Annotated in this window: 27 protein-coding genes; 20 read left to right on the top strand and 7 right to left on the bottom strand. The window is 59.5% G+C overall.

The features are described 5' to 3' along the window. Positions 1 to 115: 115 nt before the first annotated feature. Positions 116 to 937 carry a competence/damage-inducible protein A gene (locus tag BMZ40_RS15495; RefSeq protein ID WP_092377875.1) on the top strand — a complete coding sequence of 274 codons (822 nt, stop codon included), beginning with the start codon at positions 116 to 118 and terminating at the stop codon, positions 935 to 937. A 3-nt stretch (positions 938 to 940) separates the two neighbouring features. On the opposite strand, the gene BMZ40_RS15490 is transcribed toward BMZ40_RS15495, so the two are convergent. Beyond that, positions 941 to 1,405 carry a 23S rRNA (pseudouridine(1915)-N(3))-methyltransferase RlmH gene (locus BMZ40_RS15490; RefSeq protein ID WP_092377872.1) on the bottom strand — a complete coding sequence of 155 codons (465 nt, stop codon included), beginning with the start codon at positions 1,403 to 1,405 and terminating at the stop codon, positions 941 to 943. 194 nt (positions 1,406 to 1,599) lie between these two features. Here BMZ40_RS15490 and BMZ40_RS15485 point away from each other — a divergent pair, with 194 nt between their 5' ends. The 5 genes from BMZ40_RS15485 to BMZ40_RS15465 all read left to right on the top strand — a co-directional run bounded on the left by BMZ40_RS15485 (position 1,600) and on the right by BMZ40_RS15465 (position 6,543). Then, positions 1,600 to 2,049 (top strand): PilZ domain-containing protein, encoded by a 450-nt coding sequence (locus BMZ40_RS15485; protein ID WP_092377869.1) that lies wholly within the window; start codon positions 1,600 to 1,602, stop codon positions 2,047 to 2,049. A gap of 13 nt (positions 2,050 to 2,062) precedes the next feature. Continuing rightward, positions 2,063 to 2,452: a hypothetical protein gene (locus BMZ40_RS15480; RefSeq protein ID WP_092377866.1), complete on the top strand. Its 390-nt coding sequence runs from the start codon at positions 2,063 to 2,065 to the stop codon at positions 2,450 to 2,452. A gap of 21 nt (positions 2,453 to 2,473) precedes the next feature. Then, a complete protein-coding gene (locus tag BMZ40_RS15475) occupies positions 2,474 to 3,379 on the top strand; it encodes an AAA family ATPase (protein ID WP_092377863.1) in 906 nt (301 codons plus the stop codon). A 126-nt stretch (positions 3,380 to 3,505) separates the two neighbouring features. Then, positions 3,506 to 5,368, top strand: a complete 1,863-nt coding sequence (locus BMZ40_RS15470; protein WP_092377860.1) for a DNA topoisomerase 3 — start codon at positions 3,506 to 3,508, stop codon at positions 5,366 to 5,368. Further along, positions 5,365 to 6,543: an HD domain-containing phosphohydrolase gene (locus tag BMZ40_RS15465; protein WP_177193217.1), complete on the top strand. Its 1,179-nt coding sequence runs from the start codon at positions 5,365 to 5,367 to the stop codon at positions 6,541 to 6,543. The genes BMZ40_RS15470 and BMZ40_RS15465 overlap by 4 nt, the downstream gene beginning before the upstream one ends. Here the strand turns inward: BMZ40_RS15465 and BMZ40_RS15460 are convergent. The 4 genes from BMZ40_RS15460 to folK all read right to left on the bottom strand — a co-directional run bounded on the left by BMZ40_RS15460 (position 6,512) and on the right by folK (position 9,023). Then, complete coding sequence (locus BMZ40_RS15460) at positions 6,512 to 7,027, bottom strand: hypothetical protein (protein ID WP_092377855.1); 516 nt, start codon at positions 7,025 to 7,027, stop codon at positions 6,512 to 6,514. The genes BMZ40_RS15465 and BMZ40_RS15460 overlap by 32 nt on opposite strands. 401 nt (positions 7,028 to 7,428) lie before the next feature. Further along, complete coding sequence (gene fsa / locus BMZ40_RS15455; RefSeq protein WP_092377852.1) at positions 7,429 to 8,076, bottom strand: fructose-6-phosphate aldolase; 648 nt, start codon at positions 8,074 to 8,076, stop codon at positions 7,429 to 7,431. A 165-nt stretch (positions 8,077 to 8,241) separates the two neighbouring features. Further along, entirely contained in the window at positions 8,242 to 8,493 is a 252-nt protein-coding gene (locus tag BMZ40_RS15450) for a transcriptional regulator (RefSeq protein WP_092377849.1), read from the bottom strand. Next, positions 8,493 to 9,023: a 2-amino-4-hydroxy-6-hydroxymethyldihydropteridine diphosphokinase gene (folK, locus tag BMZ40_RS15445; RefSeq protein WP_092377846.1), complete on the bottom strand. Its 531-nt coding sequence runs from the start codon at positions 9,021 to 9,023 to the stop codon at positions 8,493 to 8,495. The genes BMZ40_RS15450 and folK overlap by 1 nt, the downstream gene beginning before the upstream one ends. A 62-nt stretch (positions 9,024 to 9,085) precedes the next feature. Between folK and xerD the strand changes: the two genes are divergently transcribed. From xerD to lysA, 12 genes are all read left to right on the top strand, one after another. Continuing rightward, positions 9,086 to 9,964, top strand: a complete 879-nt coding sequence (gene xerD, locus BMZ40_RS15440; protein ID WP_092377843.1) for a site-specific tyrosine recombinase XerD — start codon at positions 9,086 to 9,088, stop codon at positions 9,962 to 9,964. Between the two features lies 1 nt (position 9,965). Next, the gene (locus BMZ40_RS15435; protein WP_092377840.1) at positions 9,966 to 12,638 is read left to right on the top strand and encodes a CBS domain-containing protein; all 2,673 of its coding nucleotides are present in this window, start codon (positions 9,966 to 9,968) and stop codon (positions 12,636 to 12,638) included. Between the two features lie 93 nt (positions 12,639 to 12,731). Then, on the top strand, positions 12,732 to 13,472 hold the full coding sequence (locus tag BMZ40_RS15430; protein WP_092377837.1) for a basic amino acid ABC transporter substrate-binding protein: 741 nt from the start codon (positions 12,732 to 12,734) through the stop codon (positions 13,470 to 13,472). Between the two features lie 62 nt (positions 13,473 to 13,534). Beyond that, on the top strand, positions 13,535 to 14,341 hold the full coding sequence (locus tag BMZ40_RS15425) for an amino acid ABC transporter permease (RefSeq protein WP_092191726.1): 807 nt from the start codon (positions 13,535 to 13,537) through the stop codon (positions 14,339 to 14,341). Further along, positions 14,328 to 15,068, top strand: coding sequence for an amino acid ABC transporter ATP-binding protein (locus BMZ40_RS15420; RefSeq protein ID WP_092377834.1), 741 nt, complete (start codon positions 14,328 to 14,330; stop codon positions 15,066 to 15,068). Before BMZ40_RS15425 ends, BMZ40_RS15420 begins: the two co-directional genes overlap by 14 nt. Positions 15,069 to 15,070: 2 nt before the next feature. Continuing rightward, positions 15,071 to 15,559 (top strand): HIT family protein, encoded by a 489-nt coding sequence (locus BMZ40_RS15415; RefSeq protein ID WP_092377831.1) that lies wholly within the window; start codon positions 15,071 to 15,073, stop codon positions 15,557 to 15,559. A gap of 11 nt (positions 15,560 to 15,570) precedes the next feature. Continuing rightward, complete coding sequence (locus BMZ40_RS15410; protein WP_092377829.1) at positions 15,571 to 15,918, top strand: LapA family protein; 348 nt, start codon at positions 15,571 to 15,573, stop codon at positions 15,916 to 15,918. A gap of 93 nt (positions 15,919 to 16,011) precedes the next feature. Beyond that, a complete protein-coding gene (locus BMZ40_RS15405) occupies positions 16,012 to 17,031 on the top strand; it encodes an SDR family oxidoreductase (protein ID WP_092377826.1) in 1,020 nt (339 codons plus the stop codon). Positions 17,032 to 17,085: 54 nt separating this feature from the next. Beyond that, the gene (locus BMZ40_RS15400; RefSeq protein ID WP_092377823.1) at positions 17,086 to 18,180 is read left to right on the top strand and encodes a tetratricopeptide repeat protein; all 1,095 of its coding nucleotides are present in this window, start codon (positions 17,086 to 17,088) and stop codon (positions 18,178 to 18,180) included. Continuing rightward, entirely contained in the window at positions 18,177 to 20,795 is a 2,619-nt protein-coding gene (mutS, locus tag BMZ40_RS15395) for a DNA mismatch repair protein MutS (protein ID WP_092377820.1), read from the top strand. The genes BMZ40_RS15400 and mutS overlap by 4 nt, the downstream gene beginning before the upstream one ends. After that, positions 20,792 to 21,211 carry a lipoprotein gene (locus BMZ40_RS15390; protein ID WP_092377816.1) on the top strand — a complete coding sequence of 140 codons (420 nt, stop codon included), beginning with the start codon at positions 20,792 to 20,794 and terminating at the stop codon, positions 21,209 to 21,211. The genes mutS and BMZ40_RS15390 overlap by 4 nt, the downstream gene beginning before the upstream one ends. Before the next feature lie 19 nt (positions 21,212 to 21,230). Next, entirely contained in the window at positions 21,231 to 22,502 is a 1,272-nt protein-coding gene (lysA, locus tag BMZ40_RS15385; protein ID WP_092377813.1) for a diaminopimelate decarboxylase, read from the top strand. A gap of 128 nt (positions 22,503 to 22,630) precedes the next feature. Here the strand turns inward: lysA and BMZ40_RS15380 are convergent, their stop codons facing one another. Then, positions 22,631 to 23,758 (bottom strand): SO_0444 family Cu/Zn efflux transporter, encoded by a 1,128-nt coding sequence (locus BMZ40_RS15380; RefSeq protein WP_092377810.1) that lies wholly within the window; start codon positions 23,756 to 23,758, stop codon positions 22,631 to 22,633. Next, positions 23,755 to 24,138, bottom strand: a complete 384-nt coding sequence (locus BMZ40_RS15375; RefSeq protein ID WP_245751127.1) for an ArsR/SmtB family transcription factor — start codon at positions 24,136 to 24,138, stop codon at positions 23,755 to 23,757. Before BMZ40_RS15375 ends, BMZ40_RS15380 begins: the two co-directional genes overlap by 4 nt. A gap of 191 nt (positions 24,139 to 24,329) precedes the next feature. On the opposite strand from BMZ40_RS15375, the gene BMZ40_RS15370 reads away from it, so the two are divergent. After that, entirely contained in the window at positions 24,330 to 25,352 is a 1,023-nt protein-coding gene (locus BMZ40_RS15370; RefSeq protein ID WP_092377808.1) for a GGDEF domain-containing protein, read from the top strand. A 118-nt stretch (positions 25,353 to 25,470) separates the two neighbouring features. After that, positions 25,471 to 26,277, top strand: a complete 807-nt coding sequence (locus BMZ40_RS15365) for a helix-turn-helix domain-containing protein (protein WP_092377804.1) — start codon at positions 25,471 to 25,473, stop codon at positions 26,275 to 26,277. Positions 26,278 to 26,293: the final 16 nt, after the last annotated feature.

The following is a 26,293-nucleotide window of genomic DNA, read 5'->3' as shown; positions in this document are numbered from 1 at the left end:
ACACGGGGGAGCGTCTTCGGATGCTCCCTTTTTTGTTGTCGCGGGCATGGGCAAGGGGTATTGAGCCAGGGCGGCGGGCGACGGGCGCGACAAAATTTCGGCACGGGGGAAGAGCATGACATATTCGGCGATTGCGGAAATCCTGGTCATCGGCAACGAGATTCTCATTGGCGACATCCAGGATACCAACACGAGCTGGCTGTGCGGGCTGATCAATTCCAAAGGTGGGCACGTGGCGCGCGGGACCATGCTGCGCGACAACGTGGACGAGATCGCGGCAGAGGTCGAACGCGCCCTTGAACGCGGGGCGGACGTCATCTTCACGTCCGGCGGGCTCGGACCCACGGCCGACGATCTGACCCTGGCCGCAGTGGCCAAGGGCCTTGGGCTGCCGCTGGAGCCACACCCCGAAGCCTTGCGCATGGTCAGGGAGCAGTACGACAATTTTTTCGCCCGGGGCATCATGGCCCAGGGCGGACTCAACCCCGGCCGCGAAAAAATGGCCTGGCTGCCCAAGGGCGGCGTGCCACTCTTCAATCCGGGAGGGACCGCGCCCGGCGTGCTGGTTCGAAAAGGCCGGACCTGCGTCATCTCGCTGCCGGGAGTGCCCTCGGAACTCAAAGGCATCATTGAAGTCTCCCTGCGGGAATTCATGCAGCAGACCTTCGGCGACGGCGGCTCCCTCGGCACGGCGCTGCGCGTGCTCTGCAACGACGAATCCATTCTGGAGCCGGTCCTTGGCAGGGTGGTTCCAAGGCATCCCGGGGTCTACATCAAGTCCCTGGCCTCGACCGTGGGCATGACCCCGGAGCTGGACATCACCCTGACCGTCACCGGCGGCACGGCGAGCGAGCGCACAGCGCTTCTGAAGGCGGCGGTGGAGGAATTGTCCCGAGGGCTGACGGAGGAGGGGATCGGGTTCAGGGAAAGGGCGTGAACCTCAATAATGGTACGTCCTTCCGGCCATGATGGTCGTGGCCCGGAAGAGTTGTTCGAAAAGCACCACCTGGGCCAGTTCGTGGGGCATGGTCAGGGGGCTCAAGCTGAGCTGGACCTGTGACCGGGCCAGAAGCTCCGGCGACAGTCCCATGGCTCCGCCGATGACGAAGCAGCAATCCCCGACGGGATTTTCAAGCAGCGGGCGCAAAAACGAGGCGAAATCCACCGAGGTGAACAGCCTGCCCGTCTCGTGCAGGGCCACGAGGGTGTCCTTGGGGCCAATTTTTTCCAGAATGCGCAAGGATTCAAGGCGCTTTCTTTCCGCCCCTTCGGCTTGCGGGCAATCCTTGACATTCTGGACATCGATGCGCACGACAGGCGTAAGCATTTTCGCGTAGTGGGCTATCGCCTCAAGGTAGTATTTTTTCTTTATTTTACCGACAGTTATGATTTTGAGTCTGTACATGTTCCTCCGGGATTTCTGCGGATTCTTCACCGTCGAATTGGGCTTCTCATGTTTTTTTGCGTTTGCGTCGAGGGATTGATTTTCAATAAAATCAAGGGCAATAATACAGCATTGCCTATCGTTGCCTCCCGGAACATTCCGGTCCGGCAGCGGGTCATGGATAAATTTCCAGCCACGGTCTTTGGAGGTGTTGCATGAACAGCAAGGTAGGACAAGGCGAACAGGGCGCGAAAGTTGAGCGGACAGCGGAAGATTCCAGTCTGCTCATTGCCTGCGACAACGACGGCAAGAAGGTCGTGCGCAAATCTTTTCGCGTGCCGGTGCCTCACGGGCTGGTGACCATGAACCATGACGGACTGAAGCACTCCGTCAAGGACCTGTCCATGTACGGAATCGGACTCTCCGTGACGAGTCCCGACGCTTTCGTGGTCGGCAGCGTCCTCAATGACGTGCAGATCGTCTTTCCCGACCGTTCGTTTCACGTCGATGTTCGGATCGTGCATATCTCCCCATACGAAGGAGAGACTCTCATTTGCGGCATGGAGATAGTGCATACCCATGATTCCGGTTATATAGACTGGATGACGCGGGTGGTTAGCGAAATCAAGAGTTCCGTCCTTTCAAGCGTCACCAAACCTTCCTGAAGCGGGAAAGCAGATGAGTACAAGCGAGCAACACGACATTCTCGGCGAACTTTTTCGGGAAGACAGGAACCTTGCGGCCGTGCCCGGCCTTGAAGAACTCGATTCTCTGATTCACGCCTGCCTGGCGCCGACGGCTCCGCGCCCCGCGACCGGAAAAAAAGTCCTGCCGCTCAAGTCCAAGGCCGGGTCGAGCAGAAAAAAGACGACTCATTATCTGCGCGAAGACGTGTTCGACGGCTTGACTCAGGCCAAGGTGATCCTGAAGCGGCTGCTGCCCGAAGGAGCCAAAGGCAGGGCGTCCAAATCCAATCTGGTCAATTATGCGGTCAATACTCTGCTCAGGGAAATCGAGGAAAAGGGCATTGATAGTCCCATCATCCAGAGAATCCTCGAAAAAAAATGAAGTAACGGCAGGAGGCTGTCAATGAAGGTGATCTGTCCGCAGTGCAAGAAAGAGCACAACATCGATGAATCAAAGATCCCTGCAGGTGCCACCGTGGCGCAGTGCAGGGCATGCGGTCATCGATTCGGGCTTTTTGAACCGGCCCCTGAAGAGGAAGCGCCAAAATCCGGACCGCGCAGGATCGGCGTGACCCTGAGCAAGGGCGGGGTGGGCAAAACCACCACCTCCGTCAATTTGGCCGCCGGCCTGGCCCTGGCCGGGTACAAGGTGCTTTTGGTCGATACGGACACCCAGGGACAGGCCTCCTATCTGCTGGGGCAAAAGCCCAAGGTCGGACTGACGGAACTGGTCACAGGCGAGTTGCCTGCCGCCGAGACCATTGTCCAGGCCCGGGAAAATTTGTGGCTGCTGGCCGGTGGAAGAGCGCTGGCGGGCGTAAAGCGCATGATCGATCGCAAGGATTTCGGCGGCGAACTGACCCTGGTCGAAGCTCTGGAACCCATTGAAAAGGATTATGATTTCGTCATAGTGGACACTTCGCCGGGCTGGGATCCGCTGACGGTCAATGTCCTTTTCTATGTCTATGAGCTCATTACCCCGGTGTCCCTTGAAGTCATGACACTTCAAGGATTGGTTGAATTTTTGAAAAGCCTTTCGTCCATTCAGAAATACCGCACCGAAGTGACCCTGAACTACATCCTGCCGACATTTCTGGACAAGCGCATCAAGAACCCCGACGCCATCCTGGAAAAGCTCAAGGACCTTTACGGGGAATATGTCTGTACGCCCATCCGTTACAATGTCCGACTTTCGGAATCACCGGCGTACGGCAAGACAATTTTCGAATACGCCCCGGGTTCCCACGGTTCGCAGGACTACCGTGACCTGGTGCGCAAGATCACCGGACGTCCGGAACTGTTCGCCTGAGATGTGCCGCATTGCATTTGAAATCCCTGCGTATTCGCGTGCGCAGGGATTTTTGCTTCATGAAAACCGGCCTGTTGCCGGATCGCCGCACGGGGTTTCACCCCTTTTGCGGGCCAAGAGGTTGATGTGCCCAGAACTTTGATCATAGCCGAAAAGCCCTCCGTGGCCCGCGAACTGGCCGGTGTCCTTGGCGTCAAGGGACGCGGGGAGGGGTGTTTGCAGGGGCCTGGGCATGTGGTCACCTGGGCCGTGGGACATCTGGTCAATATCGCCGAACCCGCCGAACAGAACCAGGCCTGGTCCGGACGCTGGTCCATGCGCCAGCTTCCCATGCTGCCTTCCCGCTTTACGCTGGGGATTCTTCCGACCACGGCCAGGCAGTACGAGATCATCCGCAAGTTTCTGCTTGATGACGACATCGAAGCTGTCATTAACGCCACGGACGCGGGGCGGGAGGGGGAACTCATCTTCCGCCGCATCTACCTGCTGGCCGGGAGCACCAAGCCGATAAAGCGCCTTTGGGCCAACGACATGACCGAAAAAGGCCTGCAAAAGGCCTTCGCGAGCATGGTCAGCGGAGAGGAAAAAAGAAATCTGGGACACGCCGCCTTTGCCCGGGCCGAGGCCGACTGGCTGGTGGGCATGAATTTCTCCCGACTCTTCACCCTGCGCGCGGGCAGCCTCATCACCGTCGGACGGGTTCAGACGCCGGTTCTCAAACTGCTGGTCGAACGCAGGCGCGAGATCGAGAATTTCGTGCCCCGGGACTACTGGACCGTGGAAGGTGAATTCGCGCATCAGGCCGAGACGTTCAAGGCGACCTGGTTCGCGGCTCCGGATTTCAAGGATTCCAAGATCTGGCAGGTGGAGGAAGGGCAGACTGTGGTCCAGGCCTGCGCCGGAAGGGATGGAGAGGTCCTTGAACTGGAAAAGAAGAAGGGCAGGCAAAAGCCGCCGCTCCTTTTCGACCTGACCAATCTGCAAAAAGAAGCCAACTCGCGCCTTGGTTTTTCGGCCCAGCAGACGCTCTCCATCGCCCAGGATCTTTACGAGAAGAGAAAGCTGATCACCTATCCGCGTACGGACTCACGGTATCTGACCCGGGAGCTTTTCGCCGAATGCCTGGACAACATGCGCGCGGTGTATGCGCACTTTCCCGAAATTTCCCAGGCGGCCGCCGCCAACATCAAGGGCGGAAAGAAGAAATTCGAATGCGTCAACGACAAGAAGGTCTCGGATCACCATGCCATCATCCCCACGACCGTGCGCGCCAACCCGGCTACGCTGGGCAAGGAGGAGTGGGCCATCTACGAGATGATCTGTCGGCGTTTCGCTGCGGCCTTCATGGATGATGCCACCTTTGCCAGCTCGACCCTGTGGATCGGGGTGGAAGGGCATCGCTATCGGGCTACGGGCAAGATTTTCCAGGACAAGGGCTGGCTTGAGGCCGAACCCTGGCGCGCCTCCGAGGACAACCCCCTGCCGAACCTGCGCAAAGGGGCGGCCGTCACGGCCCAGAGCCTGGAGCTGGTCGCGCACAAGACCAAGCCTCCGGCGCATTTCACCGACGCCACGCTTCTTGCCGCCATGGAAACGGCGGGCAAGCTGATCGACGACGAGGAGCTCCGGGACGCCATGAAAGAGCGCGGCCTCGGCACTCCGGCCACCCGCGCCCAGATCATCGAGACCCTGCTCGCCAGGAAGTATATCGGCAAGGACGGCAAGCGTCTCGTGGCCACGGATCTTGGCTGCTGGGCGGTGGACGTGGTCTGCTCCATGATTCCGCAAGTGGCTTCGCCCGAACTGACCGGTGAATGGGAAAAGAGGCTCAAGGAAATGGAACAGGGCGGATATGCGTACGGCGTCTTCATGCATCAGGTCCGGGAGATGGTCAGTTCCGGAGTGAACCGGGTCAAGGGCAGCAACGCCCGCCCGCCTGCGTGTCCGGTGGTTTCGGACAGACGGACGAACAAAGAGGTGAACCCATGAGTTCCATTCTGATCGTGGATTCGGACGGCAAGGCCCTGTCTGTCATGCAGCGCAAGCTGCGCAGGAATTTCGAGACCCACATCGCCCTTGGCCCGCGCTGCGCCTTGCAGCGGATCAGGGAAGAGGGGCCGTATGCGCTGGTCATGGCCGAATTTTCCATGCCTGAGATGGACGGTGTCGATTTTCTGGCCGAGGTCGGAAGATTGAGTCCGGAGAGTGCCCGCGTACTCATGAGCCGCACTCCCATGGACGTCGCGAATCTGGTGCGGGCGATCAACGAGGGAAAGGTCCATCACGTGCTGTCCGCATCCTGCGAGGATGAGGCGCTGATCGGCGTCGTCCAGGAAGGCGTCAACCGTTACAAGAGCGTATCTGCTTCGATCGAGAACATGCAGGAGGTCCATGCCATTTTCGCCAAGGCCGTGCATGAGCTTGTCTGCTGGCTGCGCGGCGACGTGCGCGGGGTCATCAGTCCCATGCTGCCCTTGCTGCGCGACCTTGGGCAGAAGACGGGAAATCCGAGACCCACGGTCACCGAGACTGCGCTCCTGCTTTCGATCATCGGGCTTATCGTCCTGCCGCCGGCCTTGCTGGAGAAAATTGTCCAGGGCGGATCACTCAGCGACGAAGAGTTGCTGGCGCTCGCGGGCCATCCTGAACGCGCGGTGGAATGGGTCAGGCATTTGCCGCAATTGCGGGAAGTCGCGGATGTTCTCCGGGATTATGCCAACGCCTTGCATCTGAGCTTGCTGCCCGAGACTGCGGAACCGTTGGAGCGACCGGCCTTGTCCATGGAAGGCGCGCTTCTGTCCATGGTCATGGAATATCGACTGGGCGAATATGCGCGGCTTGAGACTGCCGGGATTGTGGACCGCATGCGTCGCGGTACCGTCTATTCCAAGGCCCAGGTCAAGGCACTGGAAACGGTGCTGATGGCGTTTGATCAGGACGAAGTCGAAATTGGCCTGGACAGGCTGGAGCCTGGGATGGTGCTGTCCAGGGCCGTGATCGGCACCCGGGACGACGCGGAAGTCGTCATGGTTCCGGAAGGATACGAGTTGTCCCGGACGACCATTGTCTTTCTGCGCCAGTCGGCACGCCATGGCCAAGTCCGGGAACCTTTTTTCGTGCGAAAGCTGAGCGTCATTCCTCAAGCAGGTAATGATACCGCTTGAGATTGGAGTACGTCCATTCCAGAATTTTCTGCATTTCCGCCGCGACTCCCTCGGTGTGAACCTGGCCCTGATAATGGTTGAGATAATAGGCCAGCGTTCCCGCATCTTCTTGATATACCAAAACAATTGAATACTGAGAGGCTATGCCCGGGCGATCCGGAAATTCGGCCTGGGTAAGCACATTGAGGACAAATTTCTTTTTGTCCGCGACTTTGAGTTCAAAAAGCTTGCTGGCGATGACCTCTTCCTTGAGCTTGTACGAAAGCAGGGTGCCGCTTTGATCGGAACCCCGGCTTTGGATGTCGAGGGGAAATTTGCCCGACGAGTCTTGCTGAAGGCTGTCGGCCGCCGGAATGGTCTTGGGCTGTTGCTCCTGCATGGGCTTTGCGATGCCGGGGGTTGAATTGTCCTGGGTCTCGGCCCGCACAGGCATAGCGACAAATAACACCATCAAGACGATCAAAAGGGTCGGGGCGCATTTCATGGGAAGACCTCGTGTTGGGGATTCATCAAGTCACGGTTCAAGTTCATAACAAAAGAGAAGCGACATAGGCAATGGCCTGACATTGCTCAACCTTGGTTTTCTTAAAGTTAACATAATTTTCATTATGAGACAAAAAAAGATGGGCACACGAAGGGCTTTGAGAGCCCTTGAATGGACTTGATGGACCGGAATGAGCAAAATGACCGCCTCGGAGGAACAGACAAAAAAAACCGGATCGACGCTTCTGCGCCAATCCGGTCGATCAAGGTAATTTTAACGTGTCGGGAAAATCCCGGGTCTATCAGTCCGCACCGGTTTGTGCCGGTCCATCAAGTCCGCTCCAGTCTACATTCATTCCAGTCCATCTCGTCCACACAAAGTCCGCAAGGACACTCCCGAGCTCATTTCCCGGCTTTCTTCTCCCAATCCTTGAGAAACGCGGCAATGCCCTTGTCCGTCAAGGGATGGTCGATGAGCTGCTTTAAGATCTTGAACGGAACCGTGGCGATGTGGGCTCCCGCCATGGCCGCGTCCAGGACATGCAAGGGGCTGCGTATGCTGGCCGCGATGATGCGGGTTGAAAAGCCGTAATTGGAATAGATGCCCAAAATCTGGTGCACCAGCTCCATGCCATCCTGTCCGACGTCGTCGAGGCGTCCCAGGAACGGACTTACGTAGGCCGCCCCCGCCTTGGCCGCCAGCAAGGCCTGGGCGGCGGAAAAAACCAGGGTGACGTTGGTCTCGATGTCCTTGGACTTGAGGATGCGCACGGCTTTGAGGCCTTCGGCCGTCATGGGCACCTTGACCACGACATTGGGTCCGAACTGCATCAGCTCCTTGGCTTCACGGACCATGCCCTCGGCATCGAGCGCGATAACCTCAAGGCTGACAGGCCCCGGTACCAGCTTGCAGATCTGCCCGGCGATGTCGCGCCAGTCGTCGGCTTCCTTGCTCATGAGCGATGGATTGGTGGTCACACCGTCCACGAGCCCCATTTCCATGGCGGTCTTGATCTCGGTCAGGTTCGCGGTATCAATGAAGAATTGCATGCTTACCTCCCCTTGGCAGGCCGTTCAAGAATGGTGAGATGCAAGGACGCGAAAAAGCCAGGAAGCGCTTAGCATTGCGCATACACAAGCGGTCTGGATTTTATCGCTGACGCTGCGGATCGCCTTTTTCAACGGCCTTGGAATTTGGAATTTTTCAACAGCCAGTTAGTCGATCATCTTCAGATATTTGTCTCGGCATTCATAACTGCAGAAACAGCGCACCTCTTCGCCTTCCTTGATGCGGATGTCCGAATCCTTGGAAACGTAGGTTCCGCAGACAGGATCCTTGACCAGCACGCCTTCCTTGGCCAGCTTCTCTTCCTGCTTGTTTTTGACCTCGACCTTCTTCTTCTTGTCATTGGTCACGAGTTTGTAAAGGATAAAGCAGACGACAGCCAGAATGACGAATTTAAGCATTATTCACCTCGGGGAATGGCGTTGGTGGCCTGCAGAATCCGGTCGCCCTCAAGGCGATACGGAAGCCGGGACAGCCACTGTGATGGACAAAGGCCCCGGATGCTGATTTCCGGAGCCAGGTGCATGAGCGGAACGAGTACGAACGCCCTTTCAAGCATTCGTGGATGAGGAATCTGCAGGCGCGGCGAATCCCACTCCACGTCACCGTAGAGAAGAAGATCGATATCGATGATCCGTGGGCCCCAGTGAGTCGTGCGAACCCGTCCCATGCGCGTTTCAATGTCGGCCAGGACATCGAGCAGCTCTTCGGGGGAATACGGGACGCGAACGGCAATGCGCGCCACGCAGTTGGCGAACCAGTCCTGGTCACGCATTCCCTGCGGTTCCGTCCGAAAAATCGGGGACACGGCGTCGACCGCAAGACCGGGGGCGTTTTGCAGGGCCTTGACGGCCAGATGGACATTGGCCACCGGGTCCCCCATGTTGGACCCCAGGCCGAGATATGCGTGAGAGGCGCTTGGTGTGGGCATTGGTTGAAAAAGCTACCTTTTTCAGCTTGTGCAGGCAAGGGGCCAGATGTACCTTGCCGGGAATGCACGAAGAAATCGACGCCTACCTCCAGCACCTTACCGTCATTCGCGGCCTGGCCGAAAAGACCGTCGAAGCGTATGGTTCGGATCTGCTTTTCTTTCGGGAATTTCTCACCGATCTTGGCGGCAGCCTCGACAAGATCGATGAACACACCCTCTTCCTTTATATGGTTCATCTGCGGCGAAAAGGGCTCAAGAACACGTCGATGGCCCGCAACCTCTCCAGTTTGCGCGGCTTTTTCGATTTTATGGTGCAGGAGCGCCTGCTTGATTCCAGTCCCGCCGCCCTGCTGGACAGCCCCAAGCTGGTCCGCAAATTGCCCGAAGTCCTGTCCCGGGAAGAGATCACCGCCCTTTTGGACCGTCCTGTCATGAACGTCCGTCTGGGTTTTCGGGACCGGACCATGCTCGAACTGCTCTATGCCTGCGGGCTGCGCGTGTCTGAGCTGGTCTCTCTTGCGATCCCCGACTTCGATCCCCAGGCCGGACTGCTGCGCGTTCTCGGCAAGGGCAGCAAGGAACGCTATGTGCCCCTGCACGAGTCCGCGGTCAGCCTGCTGCTCTCGTATCTACAGCACTGGCGCCCTCTTTTCGGCCCCAAAACCGACACGATTTTTCTCAATCGCTCGGGCCTTGGACTTTCGCGTCAGGGCGTGTGGAAGCTCTTGAGCCGCTACGCGCTGGAGGCCGGGATAAATCGTCCGGTCTCGCCGCACACCCTTCGCCATTCGTTTGCCACGCATCTGCTCGAAGGCGGTGCCGATCTGCGCACCCTGCAGATCCTGCTCGGCCACAGCGACATCATGGCCACGGAAATCTACACCCACGTGCAGTCCGCCCGCATGGCCGCCCTGCATCGCAAATTTCACCCCCGGTCCTGAAATGACCCCCGACACCTCTTTCAAAACGGTCATCACCTGCCACGCCAACGCGGATTTCGACGCCCTGGCCGCCATGATCGCGGTCAGCAAGCTCTATCCAGGCGCGGCCCTGGTCTTTCCCGGCACCCAGGAGAGTTCGCTCAAGGATTATTTCATCCAGAGCGCCATGTATCTCTTCAATTTCAAGAGCCTGAAAGATCTTGATCTGCAGCAGGTGCAGCTTCTGGTGATCGTGGACACCAGGCAGCGCTCACGGCTCGCGCATGTGGAGCCCCTGTTCGCCTTGCCGGACCTTCAAATCCATCTCTACGATCACCATCCGGCCACCGATGACACGCTCGATGCGAGTCTCGACATCTTTGAGGCCTGGGGGGCGACCACGTCCATCATCGTCGCCAAGCTCAAGGAAAAAGCCCTGACGGTCAGCCCCGACGAAGCGACGATCATGGGCCTCGGCATCTTCGAGGACACGGGCGGGTTCACTTTCAAATCGACCACCGAGCACGATTTCGAGGCCGCGGGGTGGCTTCGGACCATGGGCATGGACCTTGACGTCATCCGCGACATCATGAGCCGTGAACTGTCCACGGAGCAGGTCGCCATCCTGTCCGAACTCATCGATTCCGCCACCACCCACACCATAAACGGCGTCGACATCGTCATCGCCGAGGTAGTGCTCGACACGTACGTCGGGGATTTCGCCCTGCTCACCCACAAGCTCATGGACATGGAAAACATCCGCGTGCTCTTTGCCATCGGCCACATGGGCGACCGCATCCAGCTCGTGGCCCGCAGCAAGGTTCAGGAAGTGGATGTAGGCGTGGTCTGTTCGTCTTTTGGCGGCGGCGGCCACGCCTACGCGGCGTCGGCCTCCATCAAGGATCGCACTATTTCTCAGGTAAAGGATGAGCTTTTTGCCCTACTCTACTCGCTCATCAATCCCCAGATGGTGGTCCGGGATTTCATGTCTTCGCCCGTGGTCCGCATAAAGGCCGCCCAGAGCGTGGCCCAGGCGGCGGAGGTCATGATCCGTTACGGGCTAAAAGCCCTGCCCGTGGTCGAATACGGCGATCAGGTCTGCGGCATCATCGAGAACAGCGTGGCCGAAAAGGCCGTCGGGCACGGCCTAGGAGAGGAGCAGGTCACGGAGTACATGCTCGAGGATTTTCGTTTCGTGACCGAGGATCAGGACCTCTATCAGGTCATGGAGATCATCCTGGGGCATCGCCAGCGTCTGGTCCCGGTGCTGCGTGAACAGGAACTGGTCGGAGTCATCACGCGCACGGACCTGATCAATCTCATGGTCCAGGAACCGGCCCGCATCCCCGAGTCACTGCTTTCGGACAAGCGCCAGGAGAAGAACATCCGCCAGATATTGCTGGAGCGCCTGCCCAAGGACATCGTCTCCCTGCTTCAGCTTGCCGGGCAGACCGGTCAGGAGCGAGGCGTCGAGGTCTACGCCGTGGGCGGATTCGTGCGCGACATGCTGCTGGGCATTCCCAACGACGACATCGATCTTGTGGTCGAAGGCGACGGCATCGCCTTTGCCCAGAATCTCGGGCGAAAGCTCGGGGCGCGGGTACGGCCGCATCTGAAATTCCGCACCGCAGTGCTCATCCTGCCCGGCGGCCAGAAGATCGACGTGGCCACGGCCCGCCTCGAATACTACGAATACCCGGCCGCCCTGCCCATCGTCGAACTCTCCTCGCTGAAGATGGACCTGTACCGCCGCGATTTTTCCATCAACACCCTGGCCATCCACCTCTGTCCGCCCCACTTCGGGCGTCTGGTGGATTTTTTCGGAGGGCAGCAGGACATCAAGGACGGGGTCATCCGCGTCCTGCATTCTCTGTCCTTCGTGGAAGACCCGACGCGCATCATCCGCGCCATCCGATTCGAGCAGCGATTCCAATTCAAGATCGGCGGACAGACCGAACGGCTCATCAAAAACGCCGTGCGCCTGAACATCTTCCAGAAGCTCTCCGGGGCGCGCATCCGGCACGAACTGCGCCTTTTGGCCGAAGACAGCGCCCCTCTGGACGCTTTCATCCGCATGCGTGATCTGGGCCTTCTGCAGGAGATCCACCCCCTGCTCCATTTCCCGCAGACCAAGGAAGCCCTGCTGGAAGAGATCGAGCGGGTCATCACCTGGTACAAGCTGCTGTTCCGCGAGGAGGCCCCGGACATCTGGATCGTCTATTTCCTCGGGCTGGTGTCGGGCTTCGACACGCATCAGGTCCAGGCCCTGACCTCGCGCCTCCGGTTTGCGCCCAAGCGCATCGAGCTGGTGGAGTCCACCCGTCGCCAGTTGCGCTATGTGGCCATGCAGCTGGCGCAGTGGGGAAAGAACGGTGGGTCCGCAGCCGACCTGTACGACATTCTCTCCCCCTTGTCCCTGGAGGGCCTCCTGTACACCATGGCCAAGCAGCGCAAGCTGGAGCTTAAAAAAGCCGTCTCCCACTACCTGTCTCACTTGCAGGACGTGGGCATTCTGGTCACCGGATCAGATATTAAGGAAATGGGTCTGGAGCCGGGTCCCAGGTTCGCAAACATTCTGCGTGCGGTGAAGCGGGCCGTCCTGAACGGGGAAGTGCGCACCCGTGAAGATCAGTTGAAGTACGCCAGGCGCATGGCCGCATCACTCCTGGGGCAGGGGCCCAAAGCCGTTTCTTGACCAAAGCGGGGCAATTCTTTAACTATTTTATGTCATTTTGGTCTGTCGGACAATTTTTCGGGAAATCATCATTTTACCAGCTCTGGAGGACGTATGCGTACACGGATTGCACTTGTTTTGCTGGCTCTTTTTCTCATGGCCGGAAACGCCTTGGCCAAGGATGTAGTCTTTGCGGTTGATGCCACCTATCCGCCGATGGAAATGATTGACGCCGACAAGAACATCGTCGGCTTTGGTCCCGAGGTCGTCGTCGCCATGGGCAAGGCCGGCGGATTCAACGCGATTCTCAAGAACACCGCATGGGACGGCATCTTCGCGGGACTTGCTTCCGGCAAGTACGACGCCATCGCCTCCTCGGTCTCCATCACCGACGAGCGCAAGCAGAACATGGATTTTTCCGATCCCTATTTTGAAGTGAAGCAGGGCGTCATCGTGCCCAAGGGTTCCGGCATCGCCTCCGTTGCCGACCTGGCCGGCAAGACCGTTGCCTCCCAGATGGGCACCACCGGCTACTTTCTGTGCAAGAAGATCGAAGGCGCCACCGCCAAGTCCTATGACGAAATCGGCCTGGCCGTGGAAGATCTCTACAATGGCCGTATCGATGCCGTCATCGCCGACGACGCCGTCGCCTCCAACTACGCCCTGCAGCATGAGCAGTATGCCCAGAAGCTGACCCTGGCCTTCCTCATCGCCCCCGAATCCCCGGAATACCTGGGTTTTGCCGTGAACAAGGGCAACCAGGAAATCGTCGACCTGATCAACTCCTCCCTGGCCGCCATCAAGGCCAACGGCGAGTACGACAAGATCTACGCAAAGTGGTTCGGAGCCAAATAGTGTCATGACCGGGGCAAACGCCCCGGTTTTCCTTTTTTTCAGCGATTACGACAAGGCCAGTCATGAACCCACAATTTTCCAAAAAAGCTGTCAAGATCGACATCGGCGACGGCGCGGCCATCCCCCTGAAAAAGGACTCGGGCCTCTTCAACGCATGGTGGCTTACCTTTTTCGGCGCCATCGGCATCATTATCTATCTGTGCGTAACACAGCCCGAGCCATACTGGCGGATTCTGCAATTTCTTCCCGACGGCGTCCTGGTCACCTTCCAGGTCACGTTCCTGTCCATCATGCTTTCCCTTGTGCTTGGGCTCATTACAGGTCTTGGTCGGCTGTCCCGCAACAAGGTCCTGAATCTGATCGCCTCGACCTACGTGGAAGTCATCCGCGGAATCCCGCTCCTGGTGCAGCTGTTCTACATCTATTTCGCCCTCGGACGGCTTGAGCTCTTCAAGGATCTTCCGCCCATGGCCGCAGCTGTGCTCGCCATGGGCATCTGTTACGGCGCCTACATGGGCGAGGTATTCCGGGCAGGCATCGACTCCATCGACAAGGGACAGGCCGAAGCTGCCAGATCCCTGGGTTTCAATCGTCTCCAGACCATGATGTACGTAGTACTGCCTCAGGCCTGGCGGACCATCCTGCCGCCGGTGGGCAACGAGTTCATCGCTCTTTTGAAAGACAGCTCCCTGGTATCCATTCTGGCCGTCTCGGACCTGCTGCGCCGAGGCCGGGAATTCGCCAGCGAATCCTTTCTGTACTTCGAGGCTTACACCATGGTGGCCCTGGTTTACCTGGTCATCACGCTCTTCTTGTCCAAGGCTGTCAGTAAAATGGAGCAGAGGTTGAATTATTATGAACGGGACTAGGCCCATCATCGAAATCAAGAACGTCTACAAGTTCTTTGGCCAGTTGCAGGCATTAAACGACGTCAGCCTGTCCATCAATTCCGGGGAAAAGGTGGTCATCATCGGTCCCAGCGGATCGGGAAAGTCCACCCTGCTGCGCTCCATCAACCGCCTCGAAACCATTGACAGCGGAAGCATCGTGGTCGACGGAAAGGATATCAACGCCAAGGATAACGATATCAACCTGATCCGTCAGGAGCTGGGCATGGTTTTTCAGAGCTTCAACCTGTTTCCGCACAAGACGGTGCTTGGCAACCTGACCATGGCGCCCATGAAGCTGAAGAAAGTGCCGGAGCTTGAGGCCAAGAAGCGGGCACTCGCCCTGCTCGACAAGGTCGGCATCCGAGAGAAGGCCGAGGTTTTTCCGGCCATGCTCTCCGGCGGACAGCAGCAGCGCGTGGCCATTGCCCGGGCGCTGGCCATGAACCCCAAGATCATGCTCTTCGACGAGCCGACCTCCGCCCTGGACCCCGAGATGATCGGCGAGGTCCTGGACGTCATGGTCACCCTGGCCAAAGAGGGCATGACCATGGTCGTCGTGACCCACGAGATGGGTTTTGCCCGCGAAGTGGCGGACCGGGTCATCTTCATGGATCACGGCCAGATCGTCGAAACCGGAACTCCGGAGCATTTCTTCACCAGCCCCGAGCATCCGCGCACAAAAAAATTCCTGAGCCAGATCCTGTAGACATGAAAACACTGCACGCGCCATGGCGCATCAACTACATACTCGGCCCAAAGCCCGACAGCTGCGTCTTCTGCCTGCCCGAATCCACGGACGGCGACGAGGAACGCTTCGTACTGCACCGCGCCGAGAACTGCTTCGTCATCATGAACATCTTTCCCTACTCAAACGGGCACCTCATGGTCACCCCGTACCGACACGTCAGTAAAATCACCGATCTGGACACGAGGGAAAGTCATGAGATCATGGACTATGTACAAAAGTGCTCTTTTATCTTAGAGCAGGCTTTCAATCCGCACGGAATCAACATCGGCGTGAACATCGGCGAGGCGGCCGGCGCCGGGATCAGGGAGCATCTTCATGTGCACCTTGTGCCGCGCTGGAACGGAGACCACTCCTTCATGGCCGTCATGTCGGAAACAAGCGTCCTGCCCGAGCATCTGCGCTCGACATACAAGCGCTTGAAGCCCTTTTTCAACAACCTTCAACGGTAGAGGTGATACGGATGCGATATCTCAAAGTGCTGGGCCTGGTAGCCCTTTTCTTTTTCTCGATGCTCTTCTTTGTTCAGAACCATGAGATTCTAATCCAGGAACTGGCGCTGGAACTCAAGGTTTTCGGCTGGCACTACCAGACCGAGGCAGTGCCCTTCTACCTGATCATCCTCATGGCTTTCGTGATCGGGTCCCTGCTCTGCACGTTCTATTTCTTCCTGGAAAAAATCCGCCTGTCCAAACAGTGCCGCCAGTACAAGAAGGAAGTGGACGCCCTGGAACGTGAAGTCACATCCCTGCGTCCCAAGACCATGGATGAGTACACCACCACGGAATCCACCGAAAACATCCAGAACTAGCACATCTGGAACGATCCGTCGTCCATTCTGCTGTCGTGCGTCCCAAGGATCATCCCTTCGGGACGCAATTTTTTTCCTCATACCGGATAACTCATGCATAATAAAATACTCACCGCCCTTGAATCCAAACGCCACTGGCTCATCACCGGAGTTGCCGGATTCATCGGTTCCAATCTGCTGGAAACCCTGTTGCGCCACGACCAGCAGGTCACGGGCCTGGACAATTTTTCCACCGGCCACAAACACAATCTAGGCGAAGTCCAAAGCAGCGTGACTCCCGAGCAGTGGGCCCGCTTCCGCTTCATCGAGGGCGATATCCGTGACCTGCCCACCTGCATGGAAGCCTGCCGGGGCGTGGACTACGTCCTGCATCAGGCCGCGCTCGGCTCGGTGCCCCGCTCCATCGTCGATCCCCTGCTGACCAACGCCAACAACGTGACCGGTTTTCTGAACATGCTGGTCGCCGCCAAGGACAGCAAGGTCGCGCGCTTCGTCTATGCGGCCTCAAGCTCCACCTATGGCGATCATCCCGGACTGCCCAAGGTCGAGGAGACCATCGGCAAGCCCCTTTCTCCCTACGCCGTGACCAAGTACGTCAATGAGCTCTATGCCGAGGTATTTCTTAGGACCTACGGCATGGACAGCGTGGGACTGCGCTACTTCAACGTCTTCGGAAAACGTCAGGATCCCGAGGGTGCCTACGCGGCGGTCATCCCCAAATGGTTCGCGGGGCTGCTGCGCGAAGAGACCGTGTGGATCAACGGCGACGGCGAAACGAGCCGTGACTTCTGCTTCATCGACAATTGCGTGCAGGCCAACATCCTGGCAGCATGCGCCACGGCTCCTGAAGTGGCTGGAAGCGTGTTCAACGTCGCCTTTGGCCAGCGCACCACCCTTGGCGAGCTTTTTTATCTCATCCGCGACGAGGCCACCAAGTTCAAGCCGGCCTGCGCCGAAGCGCTGCCCTCGCACCGGGATTTCCGGGCCGGGGATGTGCGACATTCCCTGGCGGATATTTCCAGGAGTCGCCGGCTGCTCGGCTATGATCCTGCCTACGGCGTCCGCGACGGACTGGCCCAGGCTGGAGAGTGGTACGCCCGGCACCTGGGCTGATTGATTGAAAGATTACACTGAGTTGGACTGCAAAAAAATGTTGGGGGCAAACAAATGCAATGGCTAAGGTCCCTTTTGGGACTGCGCGACGATCACACCGACCTCTTTTCGCCCGTGCCGCCCAATCCGGCCCTGGACGCCCTGGCCGCCATCGACGACCTGTCCCGGGCCATGCGCAACCATCATGGAGCGATCGAGATCTGCTCGGCCCTGGGCAACCTCTACCGCATGCGCGGGGAGCTTGACCGGGCCATACAAATGCGCAGCTCCCTTCTGCAACGCGCGGATCTCGGACGCGAGGATCAGTCCCGGATCTATTTCGAGCTCGGACGCGACTACTCCCGGGCGGGCATCCTTGACCGCGCCCAGGAAGCATTGCGCAAGTGCCGCGATATCGGCGGCGACAATCCGGCCCTTGAGCTGGAGTTGGCCCTTCTGCATGCCAAGGGCGGGGACTTCCTGGCCGCCAGCCGCCAATACAGAAAAATGGGGCTCGACCTGCAGGCCGCGCATTACCTGGTCCGGGCCGCCACGACCGGAACCGAGGCCGCAGACCAGAGCCTGCTGGCGGAAGCCCGGGAAATCTATCCCGCCTCTCCCGAGGCCTGGCTGGAAGGGATCATGTTCCAGATCAGCCGTGAGTCCTGGGACGATGTCATCGCGCTGCTCGACCAGGGCCTGGGGTCGGTCGGCACGCATCTGGGCTTCGTGCTGCTCGATCCCCTGCTCGATTACGAGGATTCGGGCGTGCCGGTGAAGGCCATCCTGCCTGCGGCGCATCTGGACGCCTTGCTGGCCGTGATCGACAGGCATCCGCCGGAGCTTGCCCCGCTGCATTACGCCGGATGCCTGCTGCGCGCCCACGGCCGCGTCGAGGAGGCCAAGACCTGGCAGGAGAAAACCCTGCTCATGAGCCCCGCCTTCTGGCCCGCCCGCCTGGAGCTTCTGACCATGTCCCTGCCCGAGCAGCAGATGACTCCGGTATTCGAATTTCAGCTGGAATTTCTGCTGCGCCGCGCGCGCGAGGCGAAACGCTTTGTCTGTGCCCGCTGCGGCCTCAAACGCGGCCAGATCTTCTTCTGCTGCCCCAAATGCATGTCCTGGCACTCCATAACCATCCGCCAGCTCCTTAGCGACGAGGCGTCATGAACACGGTCAAGGTCACGCCCATGATGGAGCAGTACCTGCGGGTCAAGGGAGAATATCCGGGCACCCTCGTGTTTTTTCGCATGGGAGATTTTTTCGAACTCTTCTTCGAGGACGCCGAAATCGCGGCCCGGGAGCTGCAAATCACGCTCACCAGCCGCAACCCCGGCGCGGAAAACCCCGTGCCCATGTGCGGGATGCCCCATCACGCCATCGACGAATATCTGCGTCAGCTGCTGGACAAGGGCTACAAGGTGGCCCTGTGCGATCAGGTCGAGGACCCCAAGCAGGCCAAGGGGCTGGTCAAGCGCGAAGTGACCCGGGTGCTGACCCCCGGTACCGTGGTCGAGGACATGAACCTCGACGCCAAGGGCCACAATTTTCTGGGAGCCCTGTACTGGGATGCCGACCTTGGCGGAGGCCTGGCCTGGGTCGATTTTTCCACCGGAGTCTGGTCCGGCATCCAGACCAGAAGCGAGGCCGTGCTCTGGCAATGGCTGACCAAGATGAACCCGCGCGAGCTACTCCTGACCGAAACCCAGGCCCTGCCCAAGGGACTTGAGCAGTGGCAGGCCAAGCTTTCGCGCTACCCGCAAAAATCCTATTTCGACGAGCGCGGGGCCCGGGACAAGATCCTGCGCGCGCAGGCCGTCCCAAGCCTGCAGACCCTCGATCTTGACGACAAACCCGCCCTGATCCGCTGTTGCGGCGCGCTGCTGACCTATCTGGAACTGACCCAGAAGCGCGACCTGAGCCATCTTGCGCCCTTCACCCCGCTGGATCTCTCCGCCACCCTGCTTCTGGACGAGGTCACCGAGCGCAATCTGGAGCTTTTCAGGACCATGGACGGCAGCAAGGGGCGCGGCACCCTGTGGCAGGTCCTGGACCAGACCCAGACCCCCATGGGCGGCAGGTTGCTGGAAACCAGAATGCACCAGCCCTTCAAGGATCTCGGGAGCATCCTGCCTGTGCAGGAACTGGTCGCCTATCTGCACGATGGCGATATGATCCGCGAGGATCTGCGCCGGGCGCTGGACAAGGTCTATGATCTGGAACGTCTGTGCACGCGCATTGTAGTCAATCGCTCGACGCCAAAGGATTTCGCCGCGCTCAAGGCGTCGCTTGGCGTGCTGCCGCGCCTGCATCAGGCCCTGCTCGAACTTGAGTCCCCGCCGCCACGGCTTGGCGCACTGCTGCGCGACTGGGACGACCTGGACGACGTGCACGACCTGCTGGCCCGCGCGCTGGCCGATTCCCTGCCGCCGGTCATCACCGAAGGTGGGCTCTTCCGGCCGGGTTTTGATGCGACTCTCGACGAGCTCATGGACCTGACCGACCACGGCGAGACGGCGCTCACGGACATGCTCGAACGCGAACGCAAGGCCTGCGACATCCCCAAGCTCAAGCTCGGGTACACCAAGGTCTTCGGGTACTATTTCGAACTGAGCCGGGCCGTCGTAGCCGAACCGCCGGCCCATTTCATCCGCCGCCAGACCCTGGTCAACGCCGAGCGCTACATCACCGAGGAGCTCAAACTCCTGGAAGAGAAGCTCCTGAGCGCCTCGGACCGGCGCAAGGCCCGAGAATACCAGCTTTTCCTGGCTCTGCGCGAGGAAGTGGCCGGGCACCGCTCCCGTTTCATGCACATGGGCAAAATCCTGGCTGAACTTGATTGCGCCCAGGGTCTCGCCCATGCCGCGCGCAAATGGGAATGGAGCAGGCCCGAACTGCACGACGGACTTGAGATCGCCATCAAGGGCGGACGTCATCCCGTGGTCGAGGCGGTGCAGGGTCGCTCGGGCTACATTCCCAACGACCTGACCCTGGACGATTCGGGCCGGGTGCTGCTCATCACCGGACCGAACATGGCCGGTAAATCGACGGTGCTACGGCAGGTGGCGCTCATCTGCATCCTGGCCCAGATGGGCGGGTTCGTTCCCGCCTCCAAGGCCCGGCTTGGACTTTGCGACCGTATTTTTTCCCGGGTCGGCGCATCGGACAATCTGGCCATGGGCCAATCGACCTTCATGGTCGAAATGACGGAGACAGCACGCATCCTGCGTCAGGCGGGCAAACGTTCCCTGGTCATCCTGGACGAGATCGGGCGAGGCACGAGCACCTTCGACGGGCTGTCCCTGGCCTGGGCCGTGGCCGAGGAGCTGGCCCGGCGTCAGGGCGGAATCCGCACCCTTTTCGCGACACATTACCACGAGCTGACCGTCCTTGAGGAACGCTTGCCCGGGGTGCGCAATTACAATATCGCCATCAAGGAATGGAAGGGCGACATCGTCTTTTTACGCCGCATGGTCCCAGGGCCCGCAGACCGCAGCTACGGCATCGAGGTTGCCAGGCTGGCAGGCGTCCCGGCCTCGGTCGTGACCCGGGCCAAGGAAATTCTGGCGGTGCTGGAGCGACACGCTCCCGGCGGGGCCAAACGAAATGACTTCATCAGTCGACAGGTCTCCCTGCCCGGCATGGCCAAGGCGGCGGTCCCACAAAAACAGCCCGAGGAACACGAGGTTCTGACGGCCTTGAAAAAACTCAACGTCAACGAGCTTTCCCCCCTGGACGCACTCACCCTGCTCCACCAGTGGAAAGCAATGGCAGGATTGTCATGAAACGCATTCTTCTTTTCCTGTTTCTTGTTCTTGTGCTCGCCGCCTGCGGCAAAAAGGAATGGCCCCAGCCCATCGTCAGCGATGAGATGATCCAGATCAATCACATGGAAGCCCGCATGGAAGAAGGCTGCGTGCTGATCAATGCCAAGCTGGGCGGTCGGTTGGTCAACCTCGAATATTTCATGGTCGAGATCGAGCAGGACGGCTGCCCGACCTGTCCGTTCACTCCGTCCTTCGTGCGCAAGTACTACCCCTACAGTTCCGGGGTGTACCGTCAGGAAAACAGCTACATCTTCACCATCTGCGAACCACTTCCGGGACAGACCCTGCGCATCCGTCTCAAGGCGGACAACACGCACCAGATCATCTCCCCGGCGCTGTCCGAAATCATCACCCTGACCCCATCCGCCCCCTAATCCCCAAAGGAGAACATACATGCACTATTTTCAATACAAGAATGGTCAACTTCACGCCGAGGACATCGCCGTGGCCGATCTGGTCTATGAATACGGCACGCCGCTCTACATCTATTCCGCGACGACGCTAAAGCGCCACTACAAGGCCTTCGATTCCGCCTTCGAGGGCATCGACCACCTGACCTGCTACTCGGTCAAGGCCAACTCCAACCTGAGCTTCCTCAAGATTCTGGCCCAGGAAGGCGCGGGCACGGACATCGTCTCCGGAGGCGAACTTTTCCGGGCGCTCAGAGCCGGGGTGGACCCGAAAAAGATCGTCTATTCGGGTGTGGGCAAGAAGGTCGTCGAGATCCAGGAAGCCCTCTTCGCCGACATCCTCATGTTCAACGTGGAGTCCGTGCAGGAGCTTGAGCGCATCAACGAAGTGGCCGCCGGACTGGACAAGGTCGCGCGTGTCAGCCTGCGCATCAACCCCGACGTGGACCCCAAGACCCACCCCTACGTGTCCACCGGCCTCAAGGAAAACAAGTTCGGCCTGTCCCGTCCCGACGCCCTGAAGGCTTACGCCCTGGCCAAGAGCCTGCCCAATGTCGAACCCATCGGCATGGATTGCCACATCGGCTCCCAGCTGACCCAGCTTTCCCCCTTCATGGAAGCGCTGGACAAGCTCAAGGAATTTCATGGCCAGTTGCTGGAGATGGGCATCAAGATCAAGTACATGGACCTGGGAGGCGGCCTTGGCATCACCTACAACGAGGAAACGCCTCCGCATCCCGAGGAACTTGGCAAGGCCCTGGTCGAGTCGCTGAAGGATCTGGACGTGACCCTCATCCTTGAGCCCGGCCGTGTCATCGCCGGAAACACCGGCATCCTGGTGACCGAAGTGCAGTACACCAAGACCAACGAGGACAAGACGTTCGTCATCGTCGACGCGGCCATGAACGATCTGGTTCGTCCCTCCCTGTACGGTTCCTACCATCGCATCGCTTCGGTGCGTGAAGGAAACGGCGAGGAAATGACCGCCGACGTGGTCGGCCCCATCTGCGAATCCGGTGATTTTCTGGCCAAGAACCGCACCTTCCCCAAGGTCGGCCAGGGCGATCTGTTGGCCGCCTTCTCGGCCGGAGCCTACGGATTCGTCATGTCCTCGCAGTACAATTCCAGGGCTCGCGCCGCAGAGATCATGGTCGAGGGCGACAAGCATGTGGTTGTCCGCAAGCGTGAGGTCTATAACGACCTGGTGGCGCTGGAAGAGGATGGGCTGGCCTGCATCGGCCGACTGAAGAAATAGCCCTGAAAACGACTTGAATGAAAATCCCCCCGGCAGCTTCAGGCGGCCGGGGGGATTTTTTGTGAAAGCGCGGAAAGCTTATTCAGGGGTCCAGGCGGAAGATGGATGTGGACAGGCCATAAGATCTTTCATCCGCGCAGCCCGAATTTCTGCGTCGCCGTCCGCGCAAGCGCGCGCCCCAGGATCGCGAGCATGACCAGGGCGGCCACGATGGAGAGCAGGCCGCCCTCCTCGGATCCCAAGTCACCGAGCCAGGCGTGCACCTCATAGCCGAGCCAAAGATAGAGGGTATCGGCCGCCACAGCGCAGACGAGGGTGACGGCGATGATGGAACCCACGTAGATGATGGCGGATTTCTTGCCCAGCATCTTGCCGACCATGACCATGGTGGCCGCGTTGGTGGCCGGTCCGGCAAGCAGAAAGACCAGCAACGCCCCGGGCGAGAAGCCCTTGAGGGCCAGGGCCGCCGCGATGGGCGTGCTGGCCGTGGCGCAGACATACATGGGCAGGGCCACGACCAGCATGGCCAGCATGGCGGTCAGCCCGCCGCCCGGCAACATGCGGCCCAGGTCGTCGGGCAGGTAGATGGTGATGACGCCTGCCAGCAGGATGCCAAGCGTGAACCAGGGCGCGATGTCCGCCAGCAGATCGTCAAAGGCGAAGCGCTGGCCGTCCAGAAAGCGCCGGAAGCGCGATTGCGCGGCCGGATCGCCGCCGCAGGAACAGCAAGCGCAGGCCGACGCGGCGCCGAGGGGCGTAAGGTCCGGTGTCGTCCGGAGATCCTGAAGCGTGCCCTTGCCGGCACCATGGGCGGCATCCTTGCCCGGTTCCTTGCCTGGCTCCTTGACTGGATCCTTATCTGCCGCGTCGATAAGCACGCCCGTCACCATGGCCGTCAGAAAGGCCGACGCGGGACGCAGCACGGTCATGAGCGGATCAAGAAGCGCCCAGCTCACGGCCATGGAGTCCACGCCGGTCTCGGGTGTGGAAATGAGAAAAGAGGCCGTGGCCCCCTTGCCGGCGCCCTGTCGCCTGAGCCCCGCCGCCGCCGGGATGACCCCGCAGCTGCACAGGGGCAGGGGTACCCCGAAAAGCGCCGCCTTGAAAATGTTTCCGGACTGATTCCTGCCCAGATGCCGCGCCACCAGATCGGACGGCACAAAGGCGCGCAGCAGCCCGGCCATGAAGAAACCAAACAGCATCCAGAGCGACGAATCGACCAGGATGTCCCAGCATGCCCACAAAAATTCGTTCATTCCCCGCACCTCTGCCGACAGTGATCAAGAGCCATGTCCATGAGTTTGTCGATGTGCTCGTCATGGATCGTATAAAAAATCACCTTGCCCGCCCGCCTGCCGCGCACCAGTCTGGCCGTGCGTAAAAGGCGCAGCTGGTGGGATACGGCCGAAATGGACATACCCAGCACCGCCGCCAGATCGCACACGCACAACTCCCCAAGGCGCAGGGCGTCCATGATCTTGAGCCGCGTCGGGTCGGAAATGACACCCAGAAGCCCGGCGGCTTCTTCGAGCACGCCATCGTCGGTTCTGCCCAGCAGCGCTCTGTTTACATTTTCTTCATGGATACAGCGGACTTCGCAGACATCCTTCATGCTGCCTCCCTTTTGTTCGCCCATGGTGGCTCCTTTGTCGATCAATAGTTGAACAGTTGCTCAAGTATTGATTTGAAACGTCCAGGTCAAGGGCAAGAGCGGCTCAGATTCCTCTTTCAAGGCGAGGCTCTTTTCCGTATTATTTGCCCCCGGGCACGGCCCGGCCTTTCGTCCGGGACCGGACGGCAACATTTTTTCATTGAAAACGAGCGCAGATGAACTCTCCGGAATCGGCCCAGTCCTCCGCACCGCCCCTCGACACGAAGGCCCTGGTGCATGTCTTTGAAGAGCTCTGGAAACATTCCAGCGACCCGTTCTGGATCTGCATGCCCGCCGGCGACGACTATGAATTGCTGGTGGCCAACGATGCCGCCGTGCGCCTAGACATCAGGCAGATCGCCGGAAACACGGTGCGCGGCATCGTTGGGTATGGCCCCGAGGGCGACGAGCTCATTTCCGGGTATCACGAGTGCATGGCCTCGGGCGAAGCCGTGACCTTCGAACAGCGCCCCGTTCTGCACGGCAGTCGGCGATTGTTTGAAACACTGCTCGTGCCGGTGAAGAACGACACCGGCGCCATCACGCATATCTGGGGCATGGCGCGCGACCTGACGCGCTTTCTGGTTTCCCAGAACGCCCTGGTGCATCTGAACGAACAACTCGAAGTCAAGATTCTTCAGCGCACCATGGAACTCGAAGAGGCCAACAAGAAGCTGGCCGAACTGTCGATGACCGACGGGCTGACAGGCATCGCCAACCGCCGCAAGTTCGATGCGGCCCTGGTCGAGGAATGGACCCGGGCGGTTCGCGCGGGATCGACACTGGCCCTTGTCATGCTCGATATCGATCACTTCAAGAAATACAACGATCACTACGGGCACCAGCAGGGCGACGACTGTCTCAAGCGGGTGGCGGAGGTCTTGCGGGCGGGCGCCCGCCGTCAGGGGGATCTTGCGACGCGCTACGGTGGCGAGGAATTCTGCATGATCCTGCCCGATACCAGCCTGGACGGGGCATTTGAAATCGCCGAACGCCTGCGGCGTGAAGTGGAAGAACTGAACATGCCGCACGAGCAGTCGGAGTTCGGCAGGGTCACGGTCAGCCTGGGGGTGGCGGCAAGCACGTCGGGCAAGGGTCAGGGCCCGGCCGAACTCTTGCGTCTGGCCGATGCATCCTTGTACCGAGCCAAGTCCGAAGGTCGAAATTGCGTCCGGGGCACTTCCCCCTGGATCATTTGAAATTTTCTGTCTGGGGTGACAGTTTTACGAGCACACGCATGATTTCAGCGTGAAAATCCGGAAGAAGGCGCAATTTTTTCCAAGACGGCATCCCCCTCTCTGGTCTATCAGCTTGCCCATGTCCTGCCCGTCCATCAGTTTTCTTCATGTCCAGCCCGGTCTTGAAATGAGCCAGGTCGCGCGCAGCAGCCATGTCTTCCCCCGCCATTTCCATGACGATCTTTACGCCATAGGACTCATGCATCAGGGAGCAAGCTACTGCCTCGGCCCATCGCATTCCGAAGCCACCGTGCGGCAGGGACAGGCGTGTCTGATCAATCCCGGGCAGGTCCACTCCGGCGTGCCGATTTCGGACGACACCATATCCTACACCATGTTCTACCTGCGTGCGGATTTGGTTCGGAGCATGGCGGAAGACATGAGCCGTCGGCCCGAAGCGGCTCCCGAATTCACGACCTTGATTTGCGATCGGCCCGATCTTGTCATGTCCCTTTACAGGCTGGCGCAGAACCTGACCGCGAGTCACGGACTGGCGCGGGAATCGGCGCTGGTCAGAACCCTGGGGGACATTCTGGGTGCGTACTGCGGAGTGAAAAGCAAGTCCCCGGCTCTTCCCATGCTCGTCCGGCATGCCAAGGAAATGCTGCGCTCGAATCTGGAGCATAAATTTACCTTGCGGGACATGGCGGCCGTGCTCGGGGTGAGCCAGTATCACCTGCTGCGTACCTTCAAGCGTCAGACCGGGATTCCTCCCCATGTCTTCCGCACCCAGCAGCGCGTGGAACGGGCCAAGTCCCTGATCCGGCAGGGCATGGTCCTGTCCGAAGTGGCCCAGGTCACTGGCTTTGCCGATCAATCCCATTTCAGCAACACGTTCAAGCTCTATACTTCAGCTACGCCGGGGCAGTACGCGCTTCTGCCCTGAAGCATTTCGATCCGCT

This window comes from Desulfomicrobium apsheronum, from assembly GCF_900114115.1.
GTDB classification, from domain to species: Bacteria; Desulfobacterota; Desulfovibrionia; order Desulfovibrionales; family Desulfomicrobiaceae; genus Desulfomicrobium; species Desulfomicrobium apsheronum.
The sequence above is the reverse complement of the archived record's forward strand: the minus strand, read 5'-3'. Positions and strand labels throughout refer to the sequence as shown.